General features: G+C 66.6%; 23 protein-coding genes. 5 read left to right on the plus strand and 18 right to left on the minus strand.

Annotation, left to right across the window (positions count from 1 at the left end):
• The first annotated feature begins 59 nt into the window (after positions 1 to 59).
• Positions 60 to 290, plus strand: a complete 231-nt coding sequence (locus tag R2733_05300; protein MEZ5375910.1) for a hypothetical protein — start codon at positions 60 to 62, stop codon at positions 288 to 290.
• Positions 291 to 318: 28 nt separating this feature from the next.
• Here R2733_05300 and R2733_05305 read toward each other — a convergent pair whose 3' ends face one another.
• From R2733_05305 to R2733_05355, 11 genes are all read right to left on the minus strand, one after another.
• A complete protein-coding gene (locus R2733_05305) occupies positions 319 to 1,701 on the minus strand; it encodes an 8-oxoguanine deaminase (GenBank protein MEZ5375911.1) in 1,383 nt (460 codons plus the stop codon).
• A gap of 1 nt (position 1,702) precedes the next feature.
• Positions 1,703 to 3,241 carry a pyridoxal-phosphate dependent enzyme gene (locus R2733_05310; protein ID MEZ5375912.1) on the minus strand — a complete coding sequence of 513 codons (1,539 nt, stop codon included), beginning with the start codon at positions 3,239 to 3,241 and terminating at the stop codon, positions 1,703 to 1,705.
• A 42-nt stretch (positions 3,242 to 3,283) separates the two neighbouring features.
• Positions 3,284 to 5,914: a molybdopterin cofactor-binding domain-containing protein gene (locus R2733_05315; protein ID MEZ5375913.1), complete on the minus strand. Its 2,631-nt coding sequence runs from the start codon at positions 5,912 to 5,914 to the stop codon at positions 3,284 to 3,286.
• Entirely contained in the window at positions 5,911 to 6,891 is a 981-nt protein-coding gene (locus R2733_05320) for an N-carbamoyl-D-amino-acid hydrolase (GenBank protein ID MEZ5375914.1), read from the minus strand. The genes R2733_05315 and R2733_05320 overlap by 4 nt, the downstream gene beginning before the upstream one ends.
• The gene (locus tag R2733_05325; GenBank protein MEZ5375915.1) at positions 6,888 to 8,690 is read right to left on the minus strand and encodes a 4Fe-4S dicluster domain-containing protein; all 1,803 of its coding nucleotides are present in this window, start codon (positions 8,688 to 8,690) and stop codon (positions 6,888 to 6,890) included. The genes R2733_05320 and R2733_05325 overlap by 4 nt, the downstream gene beginning before the upstream one ends.
• A gap of 65 nt (positions 8,691 to 8,755) precedes the next feature.
• A complete protein-coding gene (locus R2733_05330; GenBank protein MEZ5375916.1) occupies positions 8,756 to 10,294 on the minus strand; it encodes an ABC transporter ATP-binding protein in 1,539 nt (512 codons plus the stop codon).
• A gap of 8 nt (positions 10,295 to 10,302) precedes the next feature.
• Positions 10,303 to 11,340: a BMP family protein gene (locus tag R2733_05335; protein MEZ5375917.1), complete on the minus strand. Its 1,038-nt coding sequence runs from the start codon at positions 11,338 to 11,340 to the stop codon at positions 10,303 to 10,305.
• Positions 11,341 to 11,406: 66 nt separating this feature from the next.
• Positions 11,407 to 11,697: a hypothetical protein gene (locus R2733_05340; GenBank protein MEZ5375918.1), complete on the minus strand. Its 291-nt coding sequence runs from the start codon at positions 11,695 to 11,697 to the stop codon at positions 11,407 to 11,409.
• Positions 11,698 to 11,845: 148 nt separating this feature from the next.
• Complete coding sequence (locus R2733_05345; protein MEZ5375919.1) at positions 11,846 to 12,946, minus strand: IS5 family transposase; 1,101 nt, start codon at positions 12,944 to 12,946, stop codon at positions 11,846 to 11,848.
• Between the two features lie 54 nt (positions 12,947 to 13,000).
• A complete protein-coding gene (locus R2733_05350) occupies positions 13,001 to 13,627 on the minus strand; it encodes an ABC transporter permease (GenBank protein ID MEZ5375920.1) in 627 nt (208 codons plus the stop codon).
• The gene (locus tag R2733_05355; GenBank protein ID MEZ5375921.1) at positions 13,624 to 14,697 is read right to left on the minus strand and encodes an ABC transporter permease; all 1,074 of its coding nucleotides are present in this window, start codon (positions 14,695 to 14,697) and stop codon (positions 13,624 to 13,626) included. Before R2733_05355 ends, R2733_05350 begins: the two co-directional genes overlap by 4 nt.
• Before the next feature lie 364 nt (positions 14,698 to 15,061).
• Here R2733_05355 and R2733_05360 point away from each other — a divergent pair, with 364 nt between their 5' ends.
• From R2733_05360 to R2733_05370, 3 genes are read left to right on the plus strand one after another with little or no spacing between them, the layout of a single operon-like run.
• On the plus strand, positions 15,062 to 15,298 hold the full coding sequence (locus R2733_05360) for a thiamine-binding protein (GenBank protein ID MEZ5375922.1): 237 nt from the start codon (positions 15,062 to 15,064) through the stop codon (positions 15,296 to 15,298).
• A gap of 18 nt (positions 15,299 to 15,316) precedes the next feature.
• Positions 15,317 to 15,700 (plus strand): helix-turn-helix domain-containing protein, encoded by a 384-nt coding sequence (locus R2733_05365; GenBank protein MEZ5375923.1) that lies wholly within the window; start codon positions 15,317 to 15,319, stop codon positions 15,698 to 15,700.
• Positions 15,701 to 15,732: 32 nt separating this feature from the next.
• The gene (locus tag R2733_05370; GenBank protein MEZ5375924.1) at positions 15,733 to 16,167 is read left to right on the plus strand and encodes a hypothetical protein; all 435 of its coding nucleotides are present in this window, start codon (positions 15,733 to 15,735) and stop codon (positions 16,165 to 16,167) included.
• Positions 16,168 to 16,172: 5 nt separating this feature from the next.
• Here the strand turns inward: R2733_05370 and R2733_05375 are convergent, their stop codons facing one another.
• The 6 genes from R2733_05375 to R2733_05400 form a co-directional block, all read right to left on the minus strand.
• A complete protein-coding gene (locus R2733_05375; GenBank protein MEZ5375925.1) occupies positions 16,173 to 16,901 on the minus strand; it encodes an enoyl-CoA hydratase/isomerase family protein in 729 nt (242 codons plus the stop codon).
• A gap of 27 nt (positions 16,902 to 16,928) precedes the next feature.
• On the minus strand, positions 16,929 to 17,363 hold the full coding sequence (locus R2733_05380) for a PaaI family thioesterase (GenBank protein ID MEZ5375926.1): 435 nt from the start codon (positions 17,361 to 17,363) through the stop codon (positions 16,929 to 16,931).
• 78 nt (positions 17,364 to 17,441) lie between these two features.
• Positions 17,442 to 18,308 (minus strand): phytanoyl-CoA dioxygenase family protein, encoded by an 867-nt coding sequence (locus R2733_05385; GenBank protein MEZ5375927.1) that lies wholly within the window; start codon positions 18,306 to 18,308, stop codon positions 17,442 to 17,444.
• A gap of 7 nt (positions 18,309 to 18,315) precedes the next feature.
• Positions 18,316 to 18,810 carry a PPOX class F420-dependent oxidoreductase gene (locus R2733_05390; GenBank protein ID MEZ5375928.1) on the minus strand — a complete coding sequence of 165 codons (495 nt, stop codon included), beginning with the start codon at positions 18,808 to 18,810 and terminating at the stop codon, positions 18,316 to 18,318.
• 32 nt (positions 18,811 to 18,842) lie between these two features.
• A complete protein-coding gene (locus tag R2733_05395) occupies positions 18,843 to 19,265 on the minus strand; it encodes a DUF3237 family protein (protein MEZ5375929.1) in 423 nt (140 codons plus the stop codon).
• A 25-nt stretch (positions 19,266 to 19,290) separates the two neighbouring features.
• Positions 19,291 to 19,779 carry an FABP family protein gene (locus R2733_05400; protein ID MEZ5375930.1) on the minus strand — a complete coding sequence of 163 codons (489 nt, stop codon included), beginning with the start codon at positions 19,777 to 19,779 and terminating at the stop codon, positions 19,291 to 19,293.
• A gap of 80 nt (positions 19,780 to 19,859) precedes the next feature.
• On the opposite strand from R2733_05400, the gene R2733_05405 reads away from it, so the two are divergent.
• Positions 19,860 to 22,325, plus strand: coding sequence for a DNA polymerase (locus R2733_05405; protein ID MEZ5375931.1), 2,466 nt, complete (start codon positions 19,860 to 19,862; stop codon positions 22,323 to 22,325).
• On the opposite strand, the gene R2733_05410 is transcribed toward R2733_05405, so the two are convergent.
• The gene (locus R2733_05410; protein MEZ5375932.1) at positions 22,253 to 23,668 is read right to left on the minus strand and encodes an MFS transporter; all 1,416 of its coding nucleotides are present in this window, start codon (positions 23,666 to 23,668) and stop codon (positions 22,253 to 22,255) included. The two genes, R2733_05405 and R2733_05410, sit on opposite strands and share 73 nt — an antisense overlap.
• Positions 23,669 to 23,739 lie beyond the last annotated feature (71 nt).

The following is a 23,739-nucleotide window of genomic DNA, read 5'->3' on the forward strand; positions in this document are numbered from 1 at the left end:
TACGGTGTCATGGCCGATCTCACGTTAGTGCCTCGCCCCGAGGTTGCGCAGGAGGACCCATGTCATCGTCGCGTCGAGCGCTCCATGCCTATGTCAGCGACGCCGCCCACGAACGGTGGCACGACGTCGCCGTCGAATGGGGTGTCAGCGTCAGCGCGTTGCTCGAGGCGCTCGCCCCACTCCTGTCCCAGCACGGCAACGGCGCAAACGAGGCGGTCCCCGCCACGGCGTCCGTGGTCCGCACGGCACGCAGTATCGACGCCAGCCGACGCCGCCGTTCACCGGCCTGAGCCGTCATCGCACCGGTCCGAGCCGGTGTCAGACGGCCTGGAAGCGTCGTGCCACGACGGCATGCCGCCGGAGCCGATCCTCGAGATCACTCGCCACGAGCACGCCCTGCTCGACCACCGGTCGACCGTTGACGATGGTGGTCCACGCGGCCACCGGACCGCAGCGCAACCAGCCCTCGATCGGATCGTCGACCACACCGGCAAAGGTCAGTCCGTCGAGCTTCCAGATCGCGACATCGGCGACCGCTCCGACCGACAATTCACCGATCTCACCGGTCCGACCGAGACAGCCGGCTCCACCTCGGGTGGCGAACTCGAGCGCGAGTCGAGCGGTCATGGCCCCGGCCCCCGAGGTGAGTTTGCCCTGGAGCATGGCGAGCCGGGCCTCCTGCCAGAACGACCCGGAATCGGCCGACGACGATCCATCGACCCCGAGCCCGACCGAGCAGCCGGCATGGTGCAGATCGACCGTTGGCGCGATCCCCGACGACAGGATCATGTTCGAACTCGGACAGTGGGCGATACCGACACCGGCTCGACCGAGCCGGACGACTTCTGCCGGGTCGGGGCGTACGACGTGAGCGGCCCATGAACGATCGGTCATCCAACCGGCGTCCTCGTAGAGGTCGACAGGGCGCATCCCGAACGTCGCAACCGCGTACTCGTCGTCTTCGGCGTTCTCGGCGAGGTGGGTGTGCAGCCTGACGTCGAGCCGTTCGGCCAACTCGGCCGTCTCACGCATGAGGTGCGGGGTGACGGTGAACGGCGAGCAAGGGGCGAGTGCGATGCGCACCATGGCCCCGTGTGATGGGTCGTGCCAGCGGTCGACGTGACGCTGCGACGCCGCCAGGATGTCGTCTTCGTCCATCACGGCGTCGTCGGGCGGGAGCCCACCGTCTTTCTCCGACAAGCTCATCGAGCCGTAGGTCGGATGGAACCGCATCCCCAGGTCGATGGCGGCGGCGATCTCGGCGGACAGCAGATCGCCGGCCCGGGCCGGGTGGAGGTAGTGGTGGTCGGTCGAGGTGGTGCACCCCGAGAGCGCAAGCTCCGCCAGCCCCACCCATGCGGCCAGGTTGACCGCCTCTTCGTCGATGTTTGCCGTCCACGTGGGATACAGCGATGTCAGCCAGCCGAAGAGCGGGGCGTCGGTCATCGGTGACCAGGCCCGCGTGAGGTTCTGGAAGAGGTGATGGTGGGTGTTGATCAGGCCGGGGGTGACGAGTGCATTGTCGGCCGAGATACGCCGGGCGGCCTGCGGCGCCGGATCGGCCGGCCCGCCGATCCCCGAGATGAGGTTGCCGGTGATGGCGACCCAGCCGCCGGCGATCTCGCGTCGCTCGACATCGACGGTGGCCACGAGGCGAGCATCGTGGATGAGCAGGTCGGCGCGTTCGCCTCGGGCCTCCACCTCAGTCGAAACTCGCGCCGGTGGCGTCGTTGAACTCGCCGATCATCGTGTCCCAGGTGTCGACAAGTGGACGCAACCCGTTCCAGAAGTCCTGGCTGCGCCGAACTTCGAAGTCGGGCACCGAAACACCCTGCTGCTCCACCCACGTGAAGTAGCCGAGGTTGAAGATCCGGTTGCGCTCGACGTCGTCGAGCACTCGGCTGTGGGTGGTGTCGACGTCGACCAGGACGTCGTCGAAGACCGCTTCGGCCTCGGCGTCGTCGAATCCGCCCGAGAAGTACGTGGACATGATGCGCTCTCGGTCGGAGTTGTACATGTCGGAGCCATCGGTCGCGACCGAGATGACGACGTCGTCGGCGCCAAGACCCCACACCTTCGCCGCATTGATGGCGGCCAGCATGTTGCAGAACGACGAGTACCCGAAGTCGACCATGGCGTCGATCAACTCGGGAGCCAGCCCCCGCTCGACCAAATGTCGCTTGCCCGCCGGGGTGTTGAACAGCACGTCGAGCGAGTTGGTGGCGTGGTCGCTGATGGCGACGACCATGTCGGTGTTGGTGACGTTGTGGATCAGCGGAATGTGCTTGTCGCCGATGCCCTGGATGTTGTGGTCACCGAAGCCGTTGTAGAGCATGGTCGGGCATTCGAGCGCCTCGACGGCGACGATCTTCGCCCCCTGATGGTCCTTCAAGTAGTCGCCGGCACCGAGGGTTCCGGCCGAGCCCGACGCCGAGACGAAGGCCGCCAGCTTGCCGGGCTTCGACGCGGTGACATGCTGGTAGACCTTCTCCAGCGACGGACCGGTGACCGCGTAGTGACCCATGTGGTTCGAGAACTCGCTGAACTGGTTCAGGATCACGTTGCCGGCGTCGAGCGAGAGCTCGTTGCAGGCGTCGTAGATCTCCTTGACGTTGCTCTCGGTGCCGTAGGTCTTGATCACGTCCTCGTCGGGGTTCGTGGTCCAACGCTCGAGCCACTCGAACCGCTCGCGGCTCATCCCCTCGGGCAGGATGGCCACACCGCGGCAGCCCATGATCTTGGAGATCGCAATGCCGCCGCGTGCGTAGTTGCCGGTGCTCGGCCAAATGGCGCGGTGCTGGGTCGGGTCGAAGCGCCCGGTCACCAGACGGGCGGCGAGGCAGGAGTAGGCGGCGAGCACCTTGTGAGCCCGGATCATCGGGAACCGATTGCCGAACGCCAGGACGATCCGGGCATCGACGCCAGTCAGCTCCGACGGGAGTTCGACGTGGGTCGGCACATCGACGAAGCCCGGGTAGTTGTCGCCGGGAGCATCGGCGTGCTCGTTGTACCAGTGGACCCGGAACAGGTTGCGGGGGTCGGCGGCGTCCTTCTCGACACCGGCGAGCTGCTCGACGATCGTGCCGGGGATGGTGGAGGGGTCTCGGAGCTGCGCGAACGTCGGCAGCACGATGTTGTTGGCCTTGAATCGAGCGACGGCGTTGTCGTAGAAGGCCCGCCCATCGGACGCGAACTCGCCGAAGATGGCGAGCTGGCTGGCAGTGGCGGAGGACGTGGTCATGAGATGGTCACCTGAAAATGGAGTCGAGGGATCGGTACGGGGTCAGGCCCAGGCGTCGGCACGTTCGCGATTGCTCACGTTGACGAGCGGGAGTTCGTTGCGCCACTCGCCGTCACGGTCGTGCATGGCGGCGGCAACGGCACCGGCGGTCGGGACGAGCCCGATCTCGCCGACCCCCTTGATGCCGTACGGGGAGTTGGGCTCGGCCGACTCCACGAGGATGACATCGACCGGAGGCATGTCCTTGGGACGGATGATGTCGAGCGAACGCAGGGTGTCGTTGAGCGGCTTGCCGTCGGCGTCACAGGGGAAGCCTTCGGTCATCGCGTAGCCGAGGCCCATGTGTACCGAACCTTCGATCTGGCCCTCGCACAGCAGCGGGTTGACGGCCCGACCGACGTCGTGAGCGGCGACCACTCGATCGACCAGTCCGCTCTCGCGATCCATGATCACCAGCTGGGCGGCGTAGCCGAACGTCGAGTGGATGATCGGGTTGGGCAGCCCCTCGCTGAGCGAGTTGGTCCAGTCGACCCGGTATTCGCCCTCGTAGTCGACGCCGACCTGACAGCCGTCGGCCATGGCGGCCCGGCAGGCGTCGGCCACCGAACCGGCACCCATCAGCGTGCCTCGGCTGCCGGTGGTCTGACCGGCGCCGAGTTCACGGGTGGAGTCGACGATGACCTCGATCCGCTCGGCTTCGACCCCGAGTTCCTCGATGGCCACCTGCATGGCGACGGTGTGGATGCCCTGGCCCATCTCGGTCCAGCAGTGCCGCACCTCGATCTTGCCGTCGGGCCGGAAGTGGACGACCGCCTTGGCGATCTCCTTGAACCCGTTGCCGAGGCCCGAGTTCTTGAGCCCCAGTCCGAGACCGACGGCAGCCCCGTCGGCGACTGCCTGGTCGTACGCAGGCTTCACGGCGTCGAGGCAGGCTCGGGCGCCGAGACAGCCGTCATCGAGGATCTGCCCCGGTCCCCAGGTGACGCCGGGCTCGACCACATTGCGGTGACGCATCTCCCAGCCGGAGATGCCGACCATCTCGGCCAGTCGATCCATGCAGCCCTCCATGGCGAACTGGGCCTGGTTGGCCCCGAAGCCGCGGAACGCACCACACACGGAGTTGTTGGTGCGAGCGGCAACGGCTTCGACGTCGATGTTGGGGACGACATAGGGCCCCGAGGCGTGACCGGCAGCCCGCTCGAGGACCTTCATCCCCACCGACGCGTAGGGCCCGGAGTCGCCGAGCATGCGGACCCGCAGACCGACGAGCTTGCCATCGGCGTCGCAGCCTGCCTCGTACGCCATGCGGATCGGATGCCGCTTGGTGTGCACGAGGAACGACTCCTCGCGAGAAAACGTGGTCTTGACCGGACGGCGCAGCAGCCAGGCGGCCAGTGCAGTCTGCCCCTGGTTCGACATGTCTTCCTTGCCGCCGAAGGCACCACCGTTGGAGACCAGTTCGGTGACCACCGTTTCGGTGGGGACGTCGAGGATCTTCGCGATGTCGTTGCGATCATCCCAGATTCCCTGGCCGCCCGAATAGACCATGAGGCGCTCGAAGTCGACCGGTTGGCCGGCCGTGGCACCGTTCGTGAGTGGCAGGGGGTGTCCGGCCGGGATCGGCACGGCGAGCGTGGACTCGGGTTCGACGAACGCATGGTCGATGCGCTGGGTCTGGAAGGTCTCGCGCACCACGTGGGTGGCGCCGGCGAGCGCTCCCTCGGCGTCGCCGCGGGCGTAGGTGCTGGTCGACAACACGTTGCCGTCGAGTCCCCAGACGGCGTTCTCGCTCGACGCCACCGCCTCGGCCGGATTGGTCATCGGCGTGTGCACCTCGTAGGTGACCTCGATGAGCTTCGCCGCCTTGCGCGCCGTCGGGCGGTCAACGGCCACGACCATGGCCAGGACGTCGCCGAGGTAGCTGGTACGCCCGCCAACCGGGATGAAGATCGGCCAGTCCTTGTGGATCAGGCCGCCACGCAGCTCGCCCGGTACATCGGCGCCGGTGAAGACCCGCACGACACCGGGTACGGCCTCGGCGGCGGAGGTATCGATGGCGATGATGTCGGCTCGAGCGTGGTCGGTGAGATGGAACGCGCCGTGCAGCAATCCGTCGACCGCCATGTCGTCGATGAAGGGGCGATCGCCGAGGCTCAGCGCCGCCGCCTCGTACTTGACGCCCCGTGTGCCGACACCCTTCGGAGCCAGCGCCACCGAGGTCTCGCCGGCCGCCAGCGCCTCGACGGCGTCGAGAATCTTGGTGTACCCGGTGCAACGGCACAGGTGCGCGCCGAGCAGCCGGGAGGCCTGATCGCGAGTGAGGTTCTCGCCCGACTTGTCGATCATGGCCTTGGTCCGCATGACGATGCCCGGCGTGCAGAACCCGCACTGGAGGGCACCGTGGGCAGCGAAGGCCGTGGCCATCCGCTCCCGCTCGTCGGGGTCGACGCCCTCGAGGGTGAGCACCTCGGCCCCGTCGACCTTGTCCATCGAGGTCTGGCACGAGATGCGGGCCTTGCCGTCGATCAAGACGGTGCAGCAGCCGCATTGGCCCGACGGCGAGCAGCCGTCCTTGGGCGACATGACACCGAGTTCGTCGCGTAGCGCCGCGAGTAGGTGCTCGTGGCCGTCGGACGCCGTGACGTCGCCGCCGTTGAGTCTGAAGGTGCTCACTGCTGCGCTCCCTTTTCTTGGATCGGTGGCTCGATCACGCCCTTCTGGGTGGTGATCCGCTGGTAGACCTCGGGTCGCCGGTAACGAGCGAAGTCGAACAGGGTGTCCTTAAAGTCCTTGCACTTGTCGAGGTCGCACCGAGCAACGATGACCTCGTCGCCGGTCGTGGTGGCCTGGGCCACGATCTGGCCTGACGGAGCGATGATGCACGACTGGGCGAGCGACTCGACACCCTCCTCGGTGCCGCCCTTGGCCACGCCGACGACCCACGTGCCGTTCTGATAGGCGCCGGACTGCATGCACAGGTGGTTGTGGAAGCCCTGCAGCGCGTTCTGGCCGGGATCGGGGGCGTAGTGGATGGGCGTGTTGTAGCCGATCAGGATCAGCTCGACCCCTTGGAGCCCCATCTCACGGTAGGTCTCAGGCCAGCGCCGATCGTTGCAGGTGGCCATGCCGACGATGCCGCCGAAGCTCCGCCACACGTTGAACCCGTCGGGTGATTCCTCGAAGTAGCGCCGCTCGAGATGCTGGAACGGCCGCCACGGCTCGTCGTTCTCGTGCCCGGGAATGTGCACCTTGCGGTACTTGCCCACGATCGTGCCGTCTCGCTCGACCAACACGGTGGTGTTGTACCGGTGCACGACGCCGCCGTCGTCGGGCTCGGTCAGTTCGGCATACCCGAGCGAGAACCCGACGCCGAGCCGCTTCGCTTCGTCGAACAGGGGCTGAGTGGCCGGGCTCGGCATCGAGGTCTCGTAGTAGGCGTCGTGTCCGCCGAGCTCGTCGGTGTACCAGCGTGGGAAGAACGTGGTGAGTGCCAGCTCGGGGAACACCACGAGCTCACAGCCGCGCTCGGCGGCGTCGCGCAGCAAAGCGATCAGGCGTTCGACCACGGCGTGACGAGGTTCCTCCTTCGCGATCGGTCCGAGCTGGGCGGCGCCGACGGTGAGGTATCGCCGGGGTTGCGCGCTGTTCATCGAGATCCTTCATCGGAGGAGGCACCGGTGGCCTGGAGCGGATTGCCGGCTTCGGCATCGAGGAGTCGCTGGACGAGCAGCGCCTGGTCACCCTCGCTGCGACTGTCGACGATCACGCCGTCGACGAGGAGGAATCCCTGCCCCTCGCGCCGAGCGAACAGGTCGGGGTCGGTGTAGAGCCGGGGTTTGACCTTGGCCGGATCGCCGTCTTCGGGGCAGAACGTCATGCAGTTGCCGCACTCGTTGCACAGCTCGGAGAAGACCAGGTACTGCTGGCGCCCTTCCGTGCCCTCGACGCTCTTGATGTTGAAGAAGGCGTCGTTCGGACACACCGTGATGCAGAAATTGCAGGCGACGCACCCGAACATCTCGAGCTCGTGGTCGACCGCCCGAGGCAGCTTCTCATTGCCGCTGAGGTGGTAGTCGCCGACACCGGCACCCACGATGTGCGCGACGTGCTGTTCGGCAGTCGAGGCGAACCCGTTGGCGTTGGCGGTGAGTTGGCGGGCCGCCCGCCACGACGTCAGTTCGGCGTGCCCCTCGTCGACCACTGCGGCGGTCAGCGCCTTGAGCATCGGCGCCAGCCGACCGTATCCGCCGGGCTTGAGCAGATCCGAACACACCGTCGCCGGGTTCACCCCCATTGCGATCGAGTCGGCCAGATTGTCCTTCGTGATCCCGGCCGAGAAGCTCACCATGATGTCGCCGCCGTGGCCGGGGATGGCGAGCCGGCCGGGGAGCGCCTTCGACAGCCGGTCGAGCAAGGTCGAAGCGAGCACGTGGAGCGGGGGACCCGACAGATACATGGTCTCGTCGGGCATCCATCCTTTGGTGTTGTCGACGACGAGTGTGTTCGTGAGTTTGATACCGAAGCGATGCCCACGGTCCTTGGCGTACTGGTCGAGTTCGGCGATGAGCTCGATTCCCCGGTCGAACTGGAGGTCGGCGGCGAACGCCGACTCCTTGACCGAGACGTCGGTGTAGCCCAGCGTGTCGTTGACGAGCCCCGCCACGGTCTCGTAGCCGAGCAGCGTGGGATTGAGCTTGACGATCACGTCGAGGTCGTGGACGTCGATCAGGTGCTTCGTGATCGACTCGATCTCCTCGGGCGGACACCCGTGGAACGTCGACAGCGTCAGGGTGTCGGCGATGTGGGTCGGGAAGTCGAGGTCGGCGAACCGGGCCCACGAACCGGTCAGCTCGCCCCGGAGTCGGTCGATCTCGTCCGTTGCGTCGTGCATGCCGTCGATGAACGCTGCGACCGGTGGCGAGGAAACGCCGGCCAGGTCGTAGCCGACCGACATGTCGAACACGTGTGGACCGGGGTCGGGCCCGATGAACTCGGCGAGGGGTTCCCACCGGCGCAGGATCTCGATCAGCATCGAGGCCTTCACGTACTCGGTGAGGCTCTGGCCGAGCGTGAGTTCCTGGCTCCACTCGATGTTGTAACCAATCGTCGCCATGTCGATGCAGGGGCGGTTGATCACGAGCTGGTCGAGGATCTGCACCGTCTTCAGCTCGAACAGTCGCGAGCCGCCGAGCCAGGCGAGCACGATGTTCTCGGCCAGCTGGCTGTGGGGACCGGCGGCTGGGCCGATCGGGGTGGCGCAGCGTCGCCCGAGGAAGTCGAATCCGAGATCGACGGCGGGGTCAGGCTTCCAGATGCGGGCGTTGGGCAGATCGAAGATCTTCTTGCGGGTCGCCCACTCGTGCTCGATGCGACCGAGCAAGGTCGCAAGCGACATCGGCGTGAGGGGCGGCGTTTCCTCGGCGGTGTTGGTCTGTCCTTGATCGGTCATGTCGGTGATCCCAACTCCTCAGCGCTACGGGAGGCTACCCGGCGCCTTAACTTTTTGTAAAGCGTTCAGGCGGAGGCCTCAGCCCGCACGCCGGACATGAGCAAGCCGATCGACGACGGGGTCGCCTCGCTCCGCTCGACCTCTCCCATGACTTCACCTTCGAGCACGACGACGATGCGATCCGATAGCTGGATCACCTCGTCGAGGTCTTCCGAGATGAGGAGGATGGCCGCCCCGTTCGCTCGCTGCTCGAGCAGGCGTTCGTGGATGTACTCGGCGGCGCCGATGTCGACACCTCGTGTCGGTTGGGCGACCACCAGCACGTCGGCGCCGCAGCTGAACTCGCGAGCGATCACCACCTTCTGGATGTTGCCGCCCGACAGGTTGCGGGTCGGCGTTTCGATGTCGGGGGTCTTGACCCGGTAGTTCGACACCATGGTGGAGCACCAGTCGCTGATCGCACCCTTCCGCAGGAGGCCACGCTTGGTGTAGGGCTCACGGTGGTAGTCGACGAGCAGGAGGTTCTCGGCAACGGTGAACTCGCCGATGGCGCCTTCGACCATACGTTCCTCGGGCACATACGCAAGCCCCATCGCCCGGACCCCCTTCGGCGTCGGACGGGGAACTGGCGTGCCGTTGATGATCACCTCGCCACCGTCGATCGGCCGCAGCCCGAAGATGGCGTCGGCCAGCTCCCGCTGGCCATTGCCGGAGACACCGGCGAGACCGACGATCTCACCTTCTCGCACGGACAGCGACAGGTCCTTGACCGCTGGTGTCCCCCGGGAGCCGATGACACGCAGATGTTTGACCTCGAGGCGGGTGGCACCAATCTGGGGAGCGGGCACGGTTCGGGTGAGTTCGACCGGGCGCCCCACCATGAGTTCGGCGAGCGATTCTCGCGTGGACTCCGATGGTCGGGTCGTGCCCGAGACCTTGCCGTCTCGCAAGACCGTGATCTCGTCGGACAGCTCCATCACCTCGTGCAGCTTGTGCGAGATGAAGATCAGACCCTTGCCGTCGGCAGTCATCTGCCGCAAGGTCACGAACAGCTCGTCGACCTCGGGCGGGGTCAGCACCGCCGTCGGCTCGTCGAGCACGAGCAAGCGGGCGTCTCGATAGAGCGCCTTCAGGATCTCCGCTCGCTGCCGCTCGCCGACCGCCAACTGCCAAACGTAGGCGTCGGGGTCGACATGGAGGCCGTAGCGTTCCGACACCTCGGCGAGGCGGGCCTTCACGGGCCGCATGTCGCTCAGGCCGCGGCGGCCACCGAGTCCGAGGGCGACGTTCTCGGCGACCGTCAACGTGGGCACCAGCATGAAGTGCTGGTGGATCATGCCGATGCCGCGTTCGATCGCGTTCAACGGCGACGTGATCTTGACCTCTTCGCCGTCGAATCGGATCGTGCCGCCGTCGGGCTGGTAGAGCCCGTAGACGACTTTCATGAGCGTGCTCTTGCCAGCTCCGTTCTCACCCAGAAGGGTGTGCACCTGACCGGGCAGCACCGTCAGATCGACGGCGTCGTTCGCCAGCACCCCGGGGAATCGTTTGGTGATCCCCCGGAGTTCGAGCATGGGTGCTGTCCGGTCAGTGTGCGTCGTCATCGAAGGGCCTACTCGATGCCCGTCGTGATCGAACCGTCGGCGATACCGGCGGCGGTGGCGTCGGCGGCCTCCTTGATGGCGGCATCGAGCGGGTAGGCGTCGTTGTATTCGATCACGAGGCCGCCGTTGGCGAGCGTCAGGATGTAGACCTCGCCGCCGAGGGTGCCGGCTTCGATCGAATCGATGAGATCCGAGATGACGACTTCCCAGTGGTAGACCTGCGAGGCGACGACGATGTCTTCACCGAGTGCGGTCTGGTTCGACTGGGTGCCGAACCACGGGACGCCGTCCTCGCTGGCGACGCCCGTGGCACCCACGACCATCTGGGCGCTGCCGGTGAGCACGTCGGCGCCGGCGCCGATGAGGGCGGTGGCAGCCTCGGCGGCCAGGGCGACGTCGCTGAACGACTCGATGTAGTTGACGTTGACATCGACTGCTGCGTCCTGAGCGGCAACGCCGGCACTGAAGCCGTCGACGTAGAGCTTGGCGTCACCGACCTCGACCGGGCCGACGACACCGATGTTGCCGGCTCCAGAGATCTGGGCGGCGATCGTGCCCATCACGTAGCCGCCCTCATCGGCTCGCACCGTGTAGGCGGAGACGTTCGGGAGGTCGAAGGTGTCGGCCGAGGTGCCCCAGGCGAAGGCCACCTCGGGGAAGTCGGGGGCGATCTCGGCGAGCGGGCCGCCGTACTGCGAACCGTGGGCGATCACGAGGTCGTAGCCGTCCTCGGCGTAGCCGCGAAGTGCTGCGGCGGCGTCTTCGACGACGAAGGTGCTGTCGGTGACGTCGAACTCGATCTCACGATCGGCGCCGATGGCGTTGATGGCGTCGACCATGCTCTGGGTGAAGGCAAGGTCGTTGCTGGCGCTCGGTGCCACCATGGCGATCCGGAACGGCTCGCCAGCTGCCGAGTCGCCACTGTCGGCACCGTCACTGCTCGCCGAGTCGCCGGCGCTGTCGGAGCTGCCACCACAGGCGGCAGCGAACAGCGACAGGGCGGCGAGTAACGCCACCAGCAGCTTGTAGGGGTGTTTGCTGTTCATGATGCTCTCCCAAGTTTCATGGTTGGTTACGGAGGATCTGAGAATCGGAGCGAAGCGCGACGTGGCTCAGCCGGCGCGATCGAACGGGCGGGTGAGCGCCGCCGGGGCACCGATGCGGCGACTCACGACGACGAGCACGAGGATGGTCAGCACCGCAGGAGCCATGGCGGTGAGGCTGGAGGCCGGGCCGGACACGATGCCGAGGGTGCGCCACTGGAGCACGGTGGCAGAGACGACACCGAACAGCAGTGCACCGCTCATCACCCAGGGCATGCGCCAGGCGCCGAAGTAGACGAGGGCGATGGCGATGAAGCCCTGGCCATTGGTGAGGTTCTGCTGGAAGATGCCGACCTCCATCGCGAGGGCGGCGCCAGCGAGCCCGGCTAGCAGGGCGCGGAAAATCGGCTTGTAGCGGCGGTTCTGGTCGGGATCGGTAGGGCTGGCTGGTTCTCGTGGCCCTGGGCTGGCCGGAGGACCGGCTCGGGTAGCTGTCGGGGCCCTGGCTTCAGGCTGGTATGGCGGTGTCGAGGGCGCAGATCCGGATCAGGTTGTAGGTCGCTGCCTCGATCTTGAGCCAGGCCCGGTTCTTGGTCTGGCCGATGTAGCGGAGCTTGCGGCCCGCCCCGACGGTCTTGATCCAACCGAAGGGTTCCTCCACGCGTTTCCGGATCCGCAGCGACGTGCGGTAGCCCTCGTGCCGGGTCGTGCGGCCATCGATCGCGGAGCGACGATTCGAGGTGTTCTGCGCGACATGCGGGGTGAACCCCAACTCCCGGACTCCGGCCACGAAGTCTTTGGTGTCATAGCTCTTGTCCGCCGCCACGGTCCGACGCCGACCCGATGCCGGCAACCGTTTGAGCATCTCGGTCGCGCAGTCCCGCTCGGCGTAACCGGTCGCTTGGGTCAGCTCGACATCGACGATCAGGCCGGACCGGTTCTCGATCAACAGATGCCCCATGTAGGACAGCTCTGCTGCGGCGTTGGAAGACTTCCGGAACAGCATCGCTTCGGGATCGGTCGTGGAGGTGTGGGTCTTGTTCGATCGCCGCTGGCCTTTGAAGTCGACCTCGGCGTTGCGGCCCTTGAACCCGTTCCCGTCGCCGTCGTCGTCGGACCTGTCGTTGGGTTTGAAGCTCTTGTTCGATGCCCACGCCTGCAACAGCGTGCCGTCCACGCTGAAGTGTTCCGAGGAGGTGTAGCGCCGCAACCTGGCCTGGGCGACGACGGCGGCGAAGAACTCGTCCGCGATCGCATGATCCAACAGGCGTTGACGGTTCTTGGTGAACGTGGTCGGATCGAACGCCCGATCATCGATCGCCATGTCCAGGAACCACTTGAACAACATGTCGTAGTTCAACCGTTCACAGAACGCCCGCTCGGAACGGATCGAGTAGAGCGCCATCAACACCGTCGCCTTCAACAGGGTCTCGGGCGGCACGCTGCGGCGGCCCGAGTCCGCGTACATGGCATCGAACCGGTCATCCATGCCAGCCAGGACTTCGTCGACCACAGCCCGGATCCGGCGGATCGGATGATCGGTCGGGATCAGGTCCTCGGTCGAGAGCGACGACAACATCGACAACTGGCGATCAGGCGTTCCACGCATACCCACCAGTATTTTCGATCCCCGCCCAGAACGCGAGCCCCAATCAGACGAACTTCAGCACCCTGCTAGTGCGTTGCCGATGATGATGGTGGTGGTGCGCACGCCGTTGACGCTCACGCCGAGGGTGTCGGCGGCTTCGGGGGTCTCGCCGACGGCTCGAACATTGAGGCCGAACGTGGTCCGGTTCACGATGAACCACATGATCGGCACCAGCAGGAACGCGAGATACACGAGCGGGTTGTGGTTGAAGAAGATGTCGCCGATGTGCGGGATGTCGGACAGCACGGGAACCGGCGCCTTGCCGACACCCTTGATCGGAATCGGGGTGCCGACCTGCTTCTGGTAGAGGAGGTCGGTGAAGCCCAGACCAAAGAGGAAGATGCCGATCCCACTGATGCCCTGTTCGGCGTGCATCACGACGGTGAGGAACGCATAGATCACACCCATCACCGCGCCGATGGCGATCGCCACGAGGATCCCGGTAGTGGTGCTCCCCGTCTTGAGTGCGGTGTAGTAAGCCGAGTAGGCGCCGATGAGCATGACGCCCTCGACCCCGAGATTGAGCACACCGCTGCGCTGCCCGAGGGTCTCACCGAGGGCGGCGAACAGGAAGGGCGTGGCCAGCCGGATGCCCGACGCCAACGTGGCGACGAGGACCGTGAGGGTGAAGAAGTCGCTCATCGTGCCCCCTCGCCGTTGCTCGATTCGACCCAGCGTTCGAGGCGCTTGCGGAACCGCAAGCTGCCGACCACGAACACGACCACCACACCATTGAGGGCGACGATGAGCGCCGCCGGCACCTGCAGCTCTCGCTGGAGTTCGATGCCGCCGGTGAGCAGTCCACCGAAGAGGAACGAGGCGGGCACCGTGAACAGCGGGTGGAGGCCACCGAAGAGTGCAGTGACGATGCCGTTGAACCCGGCATTCTGGGTGAAGCCGGCAGCGCCGCCTTCACCGATGAGCCGGTGGGACTCGCTGCCGAACACCAAGATGGCGCCCGCCACCCCCGAGCACGCCCCGCTGAACGCCATGGCCTCGACGATCGACTTCTTCACCGGCATGCCGGCGTAGCGAGAGGCATCGGGGTTGTGACCGACGGCGCGTAGGCGCACACCCAGCGCACTCTCGAACAGCAGGTAGTAGCCGAGGATGGCAACGATGATGGCGACGATGAAGCCGAAGTGAAGACGCGTGCCACCCGGCAGCAGCGGGAGGTCGGCGTTCTCGCTCAGCCGCTTCGTCTGCTGGATCTTGATGGCGCCCTTCTCGATCAGCAGGTCCTGCAGCAGGAAGCTCAGGAACTGGGCAGCGACGATGTTCATCATGATCGTCGAGAGGATCTCGCTCACCCCGGCATAGGCCTTCAGTGCTCCCGGTATTGCCGCCCAACACGCGCCACCGACCGCTCCGAGCACCAACACCAACGGTACGAGCAGCGGACGGGGAAGATCCGGGAGGGCGAGCGCGGTGATGGTGGAGGCGATCGCCCCGGCGATGATTTGGCCCTCGCCACCGAGGTTGACCGCACCGGCTCGGAAGGCGATGGAAATGCCGACACCGACCAGCATCAGCGGCATGGCCTTGATGGCGGTGTCGGCGAGGTTGTCGACCGAGCCGAAACCGCCATGGATCAACGCTCGGTAACCGGTGAGCGGATTGGCGCCGAGTGCCAGCAACATGATGGCGCCCACGGCGAGTGCGGCAATGACTGCGCTGAGCGGCACGACGAGGCCGACGACAGGGCGGACCAACCGACGGACCAGGGAATCGGAGGAGGCTTGCTGACCAGTTGGCTGAGGGGTGGCCACTGCTGCCATTCGGCTACGACGTGGTACGCGGCGAGATGCTCGGCCGGTCGATGGTCAGATTGTGCACGTGTTGCCCCCGGAGTCCGGGCGCAACATTTCCGCGAACTGAACGTTCTGTCAAGCACAACGACGGCCCGATTCGTGTTGTCGTCGGCAGCAGAACATCGCTCACAGGCCCATTCCTATTGGCGCTCGGGCGGTTTCGACACAACCGCTTGCTGCGTTCTTGCGGCCATAACACTTCGTTAACATTTCCGTCGGCTCGGACTGGTCAGCAGACCAGGGGTTTTGAGTAGGGTGAGCCGCCATGCCACTCGGTCGCATCGAGATCCTGGTCGAGCCGTTCAAGGAGAACGCTCCCGGTCCACACGTCCTCGCCGTGCTCGACCTGGTACGGAGTCGGGGCTTCAACGTCGACATGGGGCCGTTCTCCTCGACGATCGAGGGTGAACTCACCGAGCTCATCGCCCTCACCTCGGAGCTCCTCCAGGCCGGCTTCGACGCCGGGGCCACCAGCATCCAGACGCGGATCGAGCGGGCATGAGTCGCATGGTTCGCTCGGATGGGAGCGCCCATGCCTGACGGCGCCGAGGAGTTCCTGTCGGCGCTGAAGCCCGTCGTCGAGCAGATGGGGGCAACGGTGGTGCACGCCCGGTCCTCTCGCCCCGGCGACCAACCGGTGCGGTGGAAGGGCCGGACGGTGGCGTTCGTCCGCACCACCGAACTCCACGGCGCGCTCGAGCGTCTGGCCGCCTCTGTCGAACGGGAACTCGGGGCCAGCCTGCCCGACATGGACCGGGCCCAGAAGCAGGCGGCGATTCGTCGGCTCGATGAGCAGGGAGCGTTCCTCCTGCGCGGCGCGGTCGAGGACGTGGCATCGTGGATGGGCGTGAGCAAGGTGACGCTGTACAGCTACCTCAATGCCATCGAACGAGCGAGCGAGTGACGTGTGACAGAACGAGCGAGTGAGGTCGGTCGATGAGTGAGCTGTTGGCGTCGCTCGACGACCTGATCGATCGGGCGCAGGCCACTCCGGCGTGGGTGGAACGTCATTTGCAGTCGGCGACCGAACTCGTCGCCACGGCCGCCGACGATGGCGACGACCGCCAACCGGCGCTCGATCGCCTGGCTGTGCTCACCAACATGTTCGATGACGTGCCACAGGTCGTCGGCCTCAACGACGATGCATCGTTCAGCCGGGCCGAGTGGGTCGACGAGTGCCTGTTCCTCACCATTGTGTTCACCGAGCCCGACCCCGACCGACGAGCGATGTTCCGTATCGTGCGAGCCGAGCCTCGGGTGTGGTACCAGACCGGGATCGACGGAGCCACCAACGAGATCACCGGACGGGCCGTCATCGTCCGGTTGCCGTGCGTGGACGGTGTCCTCGAGTTCGTTCCCGGGAGCTACTGACGGCGCTACCGCCGGAGCTGCTCCGCCTGCAGCAGGGCATTGTTCGACGAGCTGACGAACCACGTGTCGGGGTCGATGGCGAGGTGCGCACGCATACTCGCCTTGATCGTCCGCGAGCTCCCGTCGGGGAACGAGGCGAACCGATGCGCGAGTTCCTCGGCTCGGGTTCGCACGGCGTCGTCGGCGACGACCTCGTGGACCAGAGCGAGACGGTGGAGTTCTGGCGCCGGGACCCGGTCACCGATCAGTGCCAACCGGGCCATCACTTGCTCGGTCGACTTGAGCCGCAACCACGCTGCGTTCATCGGGATGGCTGCGCCCTGTTGGATCTCACCGACCTGTAGGAACGAGGTTTCCCCGGCGATCACGAGATCACCCGACAGCGCCAGCGACGTGCCGGCGTTGATGCCGTAGCGCTCGAGCGCCACCACGATCGGACACGCACACCGGAAGAGCGCGATGTGCATCCGTCGTGTGCTCGCAGCGAAGTGCGGCACCCAATCGTGTTGAGGCACCGCCTGCAGTTCGGTCAGATCGATACCGGAGCAGAAGGCGCCACCCGAGCCTCGCAGCACGACGGCAGCCACGGATTGGTCATCACTCAACCCGTCGACGGCGTCGGCAACGGCGTCGATCAGCGGACCGGTGAGCGCGTTCTTGCGCTCCGGCCGGTTGAGCACGATCGCCGCCCATCCGTCGTGACGTTCGATCTCGACCAACGGTGTCTCGCTCACGGCTCACTCCTCCCAGGTGCTGCGATGTTAGGTCCGGGGCCGCAGCACCGCCTGGGTCTGGGTGACCTTGGCGACCAGGCGATCGCCGTTGGTCACCTCGGTCTCGATCACGATCGTCGTGGAGCCGGCGTGCAGGGGCCGGGACGTTGCGGTGACCGTACCCTCCTTGACCCCTCGCAGGAAGTTCGTCTTGGACTCGATCGTCGACGTCGCGGCTGCGCCCTCGGGGAGGTTCAGGAATCCGCTGGCGCCACCAGCAGCGTCGGCGAGCGCCATGATCGCCCCGCCGTGGAGGAGCCCATTGCTGGTGCACAGACCGGGCGCCCACTCCAGGTGGAGCTGCACCACCTCTGGCGAGAACTCGCTCGCCCACGCTCCGAGCGTTGCCATCAGCGGCATCGTGGCGTGCACGGTCGCCGTGGCCTCGTTCGTCGTACTTCCTGCTGTCGTCTCGTCGGACATCGTCTCCACCCCCGGTTCGTGTGCGAGCGACGTTACCGAGCCTCGGCACGCCGAGCCATGACCTCCGAGGTCATGCGCTCAACGCACCCGGTACACCGACATGTCGATCCCCGGCCAGCGTTGGCCGACGTCGCTGACAGTCTGCTCGTTCCAGTAGTCGCTGCCGACGGGTGGGAAGCCGAACAGCTCGCGCTCGCGGGGCGATGCCTTGGCGAGCAGGTCTGGCCACGCCGGGTCGAGCGCTCGGCCCGGCCAGCTGACCTTGCCCATCCATGGATTGCCCCGGGCCGCATAGTCGGCGAGCAGCACGAACCGGCTTCGCTGCTCCCCCGTCATCGACGAGGCCCGATGCAGTACGTCGGTGGTGTAGAGAAAGAGTGTTCCGGCCGGGCCCGTGACGGCCACTTCGTCATCGGCGAACTCGCCCGGGCCGACCCGGTTCGGGTAGAGCGGAGCGTCGACGCCGACGGGGCGCGGTACGACCTTGGTCGGACCGTCGGCCTCGGAGACATCCGACAGCAGGGTGAAGGTGGTGAGCTGGGGCCAGCGACCATCGGCCCGAGGCACCACGAGACTGTGATTGCCGTAGTCGCGGTGATGATGCTGGTCGTAGTCGACCGCTCCGGAGTACTTCGCCCAGAGTTCGATCTTGTAGAGATCGAGATCGGTCGAACCGCAGTACCGCTCGGCGGCATCGACGAGGTCGGGGTGGAACGCGAGGCGGTTGAGTTCCCACGACGGGAACGGACCGACCCGTAGGCCCGAGAACTGGCCCTGCACGAGCGACTCGTACCGGGACGGGTCGGCGAAGTACTCGGCGGGCTCGGGGAAGATGTCGAAGTCGGCTCGCTGCGCCGCCTCGACCTCGGCGTCGGTCAGGAATCCCTCGACGATCGCGAAGCCGTCGATTCGGATCGCGTCGAGCGTCTCGTCGGACAGTCGCACCGGCGCCTCAGTCCTCGAAGAGCTCGGGCGGGAACCCGCCCTTGCTGACCGGCCCCCATCTGGTGGGTTCGATCACGATCATGCACTTGCCCTGATCGGCCATCGCCTGGCGGTACTCGTCCCAGTCGGGATGCTCACCCGAGATGGAGCGGTAGTACTCGACGAACGCGTCGCCGGCCTCGGGCAAGTCGAGCACTCGGGCCCGACCGTCGATCTGGACCCATTCGGCGTTGAACGCCGTGCCGAGCACCAGCACCGAGACCTGCGGGTTGCGACGTGCATTCGCGGCCTTGACCCGTGACGGGTACGTGGAGATCGCAAGGTTGCCGTCGGGTGTCATCCCACCGGTGACGAGGCTCATCTGCGGCCGCCCATCGGACCGGGTGGTGCTCAACACCCACTGATGTTTGTCGGCGACGAACGCCGCCAGGCCGTCGCGATCGACGGACGTATTGCTCGACTTGTGTTGTGCACGGCGATCGTCGCTCGGAATCTTGCGCATGGCGGTCCTCCCCTGCCTGGTCGGTCGACAGATCAGATGATGCGGTCGACGCGGATCAGCACGTAGCCGTCCTCGACGTGGGCATCGAGTGTGCCGACGAAGATCGACTTGTTCAACCAGTCGTGGGGTCCCACAGGTGCGATGAACCGGGGCGAGGTCCGGGTCACCCCGTCGGGGTTGGCCGGACCGGAGTTGTGCACGTTGATGATCGCTCCGTCGTCGGTCTCGAGCTCGTAGAGGGCGTCGACGAAGCGGACGCCGTCGCTGCGAACGACGAGACGGTCGGCGCCGGGCAGCACCGAGCCGGCGATGGCCGGACCCTCGAAACGGCCGCCCGTGATCGGGATGAGCACTCGAGCGCCGTCGGGAGTCGGGCCGGCCGGTCGAGGCGGCTCGACCTCAGCGCGGATGATGAAGGTGAGTTCGGTCGAGATGGGCTGTTCGTCGAAGTCCATGGGCGCTCCTTGGTCGGCCCGCACCCTACGCCACGGCCCGAGTGAAGGTGGCGGCCAGGTGGTGCGTCATCGGCTGACCGGCGGCCGCCATCGACATGTCGTAGCGCATCGTGGTCCCGTCGCCTTCGAACCGACGAGTCGTCGCCTCCACCGGAACAGCCGTGCTGCTCCCGGCCACGAGCGTCGACGCCAACTCGACGACGGTCACGCCATCGCTCGTGTGGACGGTTCCTTCGAGGATCTCGACCAGCCCGGTCACATGCGACAACATCACCTCGACCCTGCCATCGCCGACGTGACGCCAAAATCCCGCTTCGGCGTGCGCCGGCCGGTCGGCCTCGATCAGCCGGGTGCGCTGCTCGTAGGCGAAGAACGGCCGACCGTCGCAGCTGAACGAGATGGTCTCGGTGTAGTGCGCCGTCTCGATTGTCGGGTAGTGCAGCTCGCCGGTACCGGTCCAGGTCCCGGCGAGGAAGGCGAGAGGTTCGAGTGGTGGCGGCAGGGCATCAGACACAGACCGAACCGTAACCGACCCTCGCCCGAGCGCGCCGGGCGCGGTCGCACGTGTCAGCGCGTGGCCGTAAGGTCGGTGGGGTGAACCGTGATCCGGGCGCCGTCCCGAGCACATTTGTGCACCATCCCTCGCAGCTGAAGCTGCTCCGGGCGTCACTGGCCGATGCCGTGCGCGTCGCGATCGACACCGAAACCCCCATCGACGGCCCGATGGCTGGGCAGATGCGAGTGATGTCGATCGCCACCCGATCGGCCGACAGCGTCGAGGCGGCCTTCGTGGTCGACGCTCGCGATGTCGACCCCCGCCTGCTCGCCCCGATCCTCGACGGCGTCACCGCCGACGCCTGGAACGCCAACTTCGACGCTCGAGTCGTCGACGCCGCTGTCTTCGACTCGGCCGACACAACGCCCGGGCTCAGATGGTGGGACGCCCAGCTCGCCGACGCCCTCCTGCATCAGGGCCGCAGTGGCGTCACCTGGTTCCACGGTCTGGCCTGGGCGGTCGAGCACTATCTCGGCTTCGCCGCCGACGGCAAGGGCACCGTCCAGCTGTCGTATACCGCCAAGGACGATCTCACCCCCGAACAGATTGCCTACGCCGCCGCCGACGCCGTCGAGACCCTGTGGGTCGGCGACGCCATCCGGGCCGAGATCGCAACCGCCGAGCTCGAGGAGATCACCGAGATCGAACTCGCGGCCCGCCCGTTCCTCGACCAGATGGAGCGCAGCGGGCTGCCGTTCGACTGGGCGGGCTGGAGCAACGAACTCGACCAGGTCGCGGCGAAGAAAAACGCCGTCGTCGGACGACTCGCCATGCTCACCGGCGGCGGGCAGGGCTCGCTCTTCGACGAGTTCGTGGAACCCACCTGGAATCCGGCGTCCGACAAGCAGGTTCGCCAGGCGCTCAACCAATGGGCCGAACCGGCCGTGCTGGCCTGGACCGCCGGCCGCTTCGGAAGGGCCCGGCACCTCACCGACAACGACTCGGTCACAGCCGGCGTGTTGCGAGAGATCGGCGGCGAGCTGTGCGACACCCTCCTCGACTTCCGCAACCTGTCGAAGATCCTGAGCACCTACGGCGAATCGATCCACGAGCACCTGCACGACGACGGTCGCCTTCGACCGCAGTACCTCCAGGTGGTCGGCACCAACACCGGGCGTCTCGCAAGCCGCAACCCGAACGCCCAGAACTTCACCCCCAAGATGAAGCCGTTCGTCCGGCCACCGACGCCCGACCGAGTGTTCGTCCACGCCGACCTCAGCCAGGCGGAACTGCGTTACCTCGCCCAGGTCGCCGACGACGCTCCGCTGCGATCAGCGTTCGAGCGGGGCGTCGATGTCCACGTCAGCACCGCAGCCAGCATGTTCGGCTTCGATCCCGACACCCTCGCCGCCGACGACCCGGCACGGTTCAAACACCTGCGGCAGATCGCCAAGGCGCTCAACTTCGGTATCGCCTACGGCTCGGGCGCCTCCGCGCTGGCCCGGTCCCTCACCTCGGAGGGCTCCCCCACCAGCCGCGAAGAAGCCACACAGCTGCTCGCCCAGTATCGGCGCACCTACCCCGGCACCGCCCGCTGGGCCGAGGAGCGCATCGCCGAGATCAAAACCATCAGCGGCCAGACCTCGGTCATCGACTGGGCGGCGAGCCTGCGCCTCGCCGACGCGTTCAGCGGCATCTCGGCCATCCGCCGCACCTTCCGAAACACGCAGAACCGATGGCCGTCGGCCGACGAGATCGCCGAGTTGCATCCCGATCGCTCCACCATGTCGCCCGACGAACTGATCGCCCGCATCAAGTGGGTGTTGCGCTACTCCGCTCCGGTCGCCCTCGACGACACCGGCACCCCATTCACCTTCGCCAGCCGAACGCTGGCGGGTCGGCGCCAGCAGTTCAACATCCACCTCGACCGCGTGCTGCTCAACGCGGCCATCGACGCGATCCAGAGCGAGACCTCGTCGCTCATCGCCATCCGCCGTCGGTTCGAGGACTCCCATGGCGTTGCGCTCAGTGAAGACGGCGTGCCCTTCACCGAAGCAGAGCTCACCCGCGTGTTCGAAGACCGGCCGCAACGGTTGCGCTACCTCCAACTGATCGCGCGAGAGCTCGGCGACGAGGCGGCCTTCGAGTTCCTTCGCCGAGCGGCTCGAGAACGGGTGTCGGTCATGGTGAATGCCTGGCGCAATGCCCCGATCCAGGGTGGCGTCGCCGACATCATGCTGGCCGCCTACGCCGACCTCGACCGGCGCCTCCGCCGGTACCGAAGCGCCGTTCCCGTGCAGACCGTGCACGACTCGGTGGTGATCGAGTGTGATCTGCACGATGCTCCGGCGATGGTGATCGAGGTGCGAGAGGCGTTGGAGCAGGCCTCGCTCCGGTTCTGCCCCGATGTCACCCCGAAGGCCGACGTCGACGTTCGTCGCTCACTCGCCGAGGCCGACGTGATCGACCCCTGTGATCTCACTCCGGGCGATCAGGCAACGGAACGGGACGCTGCGTTGCCCGATGGGAAGCTCACCAGCACGATCGCAGCCGCCACCGCGTAGCAGGCGGCGATCCAGCCGTAGGCCCAGCGGTAGGCCGAGAGGTCGAAGACATCGGCGCCCGAGGCCAGCAGTGTGATCGACACCGAGATGCCGAGCGCATACGCCGCCTGACGGATCGTGTTCACGGTGGCCCCCGCCACGCCGAATTTGGCCGGCGGCACGTCGGCCAGACCGGCGCTCGACCAGGTCGCGACGCTCAGGCCGATGCCCACGCCCGAGATCAGGCTCAGTGGAACGAAGTGGTTCCACACCGCGGGCTCGGGTCCGACGACCACGAGGAGTGCCAGGTAGCTGACGCCGCACAGCAGGCAGCCGACACCGAGCAACCAACGGTGCCCGATCCGATCGGCGAACGACCCCGTGAGCGGGCTGATCGCAGCGGCAAGCAGCGGCCCGGGCACGAAGGCGAGTCCGACAACCGACAGGTCTTGTTCCCAAAGGTCCTGGAGCACGATCGAGTTCACGAGCGCCCCCGAGGTGAAGGCGAACCCGTAGAACGCCACCCCGGTGCTGGTGCTGGAGTACGAGCGGAAGTTGAACAGTTCGAGGTCGATGAGCGGTTCGGGGTGCACACGCGATCGCCGGATCAGGACCGGCAGCAAGGCCGACCCGACGACGATGAGAGCCCAGACCCGCCAATCGGCGAGCCCCCAACTCTCGCTCTGCACGATGCCGAACATCACGAGCCCAACCGACAAGGTGCCGATCAGCACCCCGCCGAGGTCGATGCGGCCCGAGGCATCCGGGTTCTTGGACTCCCGGAGATACTTCGGGGAGAGGACGAGGATCAACAGCGAAAGCGGCACGTTGATGAAGAAGATCGACCGCCAGTCGAACGCGTCGATCAGCAACGACCCGAGGGCTGGGCCGACCACGGCACCCAGCGCCCCGGTCGCTCCGGCGATGCCGATGGCCGTGCTCCGCCGCGAGGGCGGGAACTCGGGCAGCATGACGGCGAAGCCCGACGCTGCGACGAGTGCACCGCCGGCGCCTTGCACGAGTCGCGCCGCGATCAAGAACCCCACACTCGGGGCGAGACCGCAGAGCAGGGAGCCGATCATGAAGAGGGCGACCCCGGGGATGTACACCTTGCGGCGACCCACGCTGTCGGCCAATCGGCCAGAAGCAAGCAGCAGGGCCCCGACGACGATGTTGTAGCCGGAGATGATCCAGCCGAGCGTGGTGCGCGATGTCTCGAGATCGGTCTCGATCGACGGGAAGGCCACGTTGACCGCCGAGATGTCGATCACCACGAGGAAGGTCGACAACGTGGTGACGCTGAGTGCCAGCCACGCCTGTTTCGTGATCACGTTGTCGGTCGTCCCCGGGAGCGCTGTCGCCATCGGGCGACGTTAGCTCCCGGCCCACCGCGGACCACAAGTGAATTCGTCGGCTCGGGCATGGGAGACTGCCA

Source organism: Acidimicrobiales bacterium (assembly GCA_041394265.1).
Classification (GTDB): Bacteria; Actinomycetota; Acidimicrobiia; order Acidimicrobiales; family SZUA-35; genus JBBQUN01.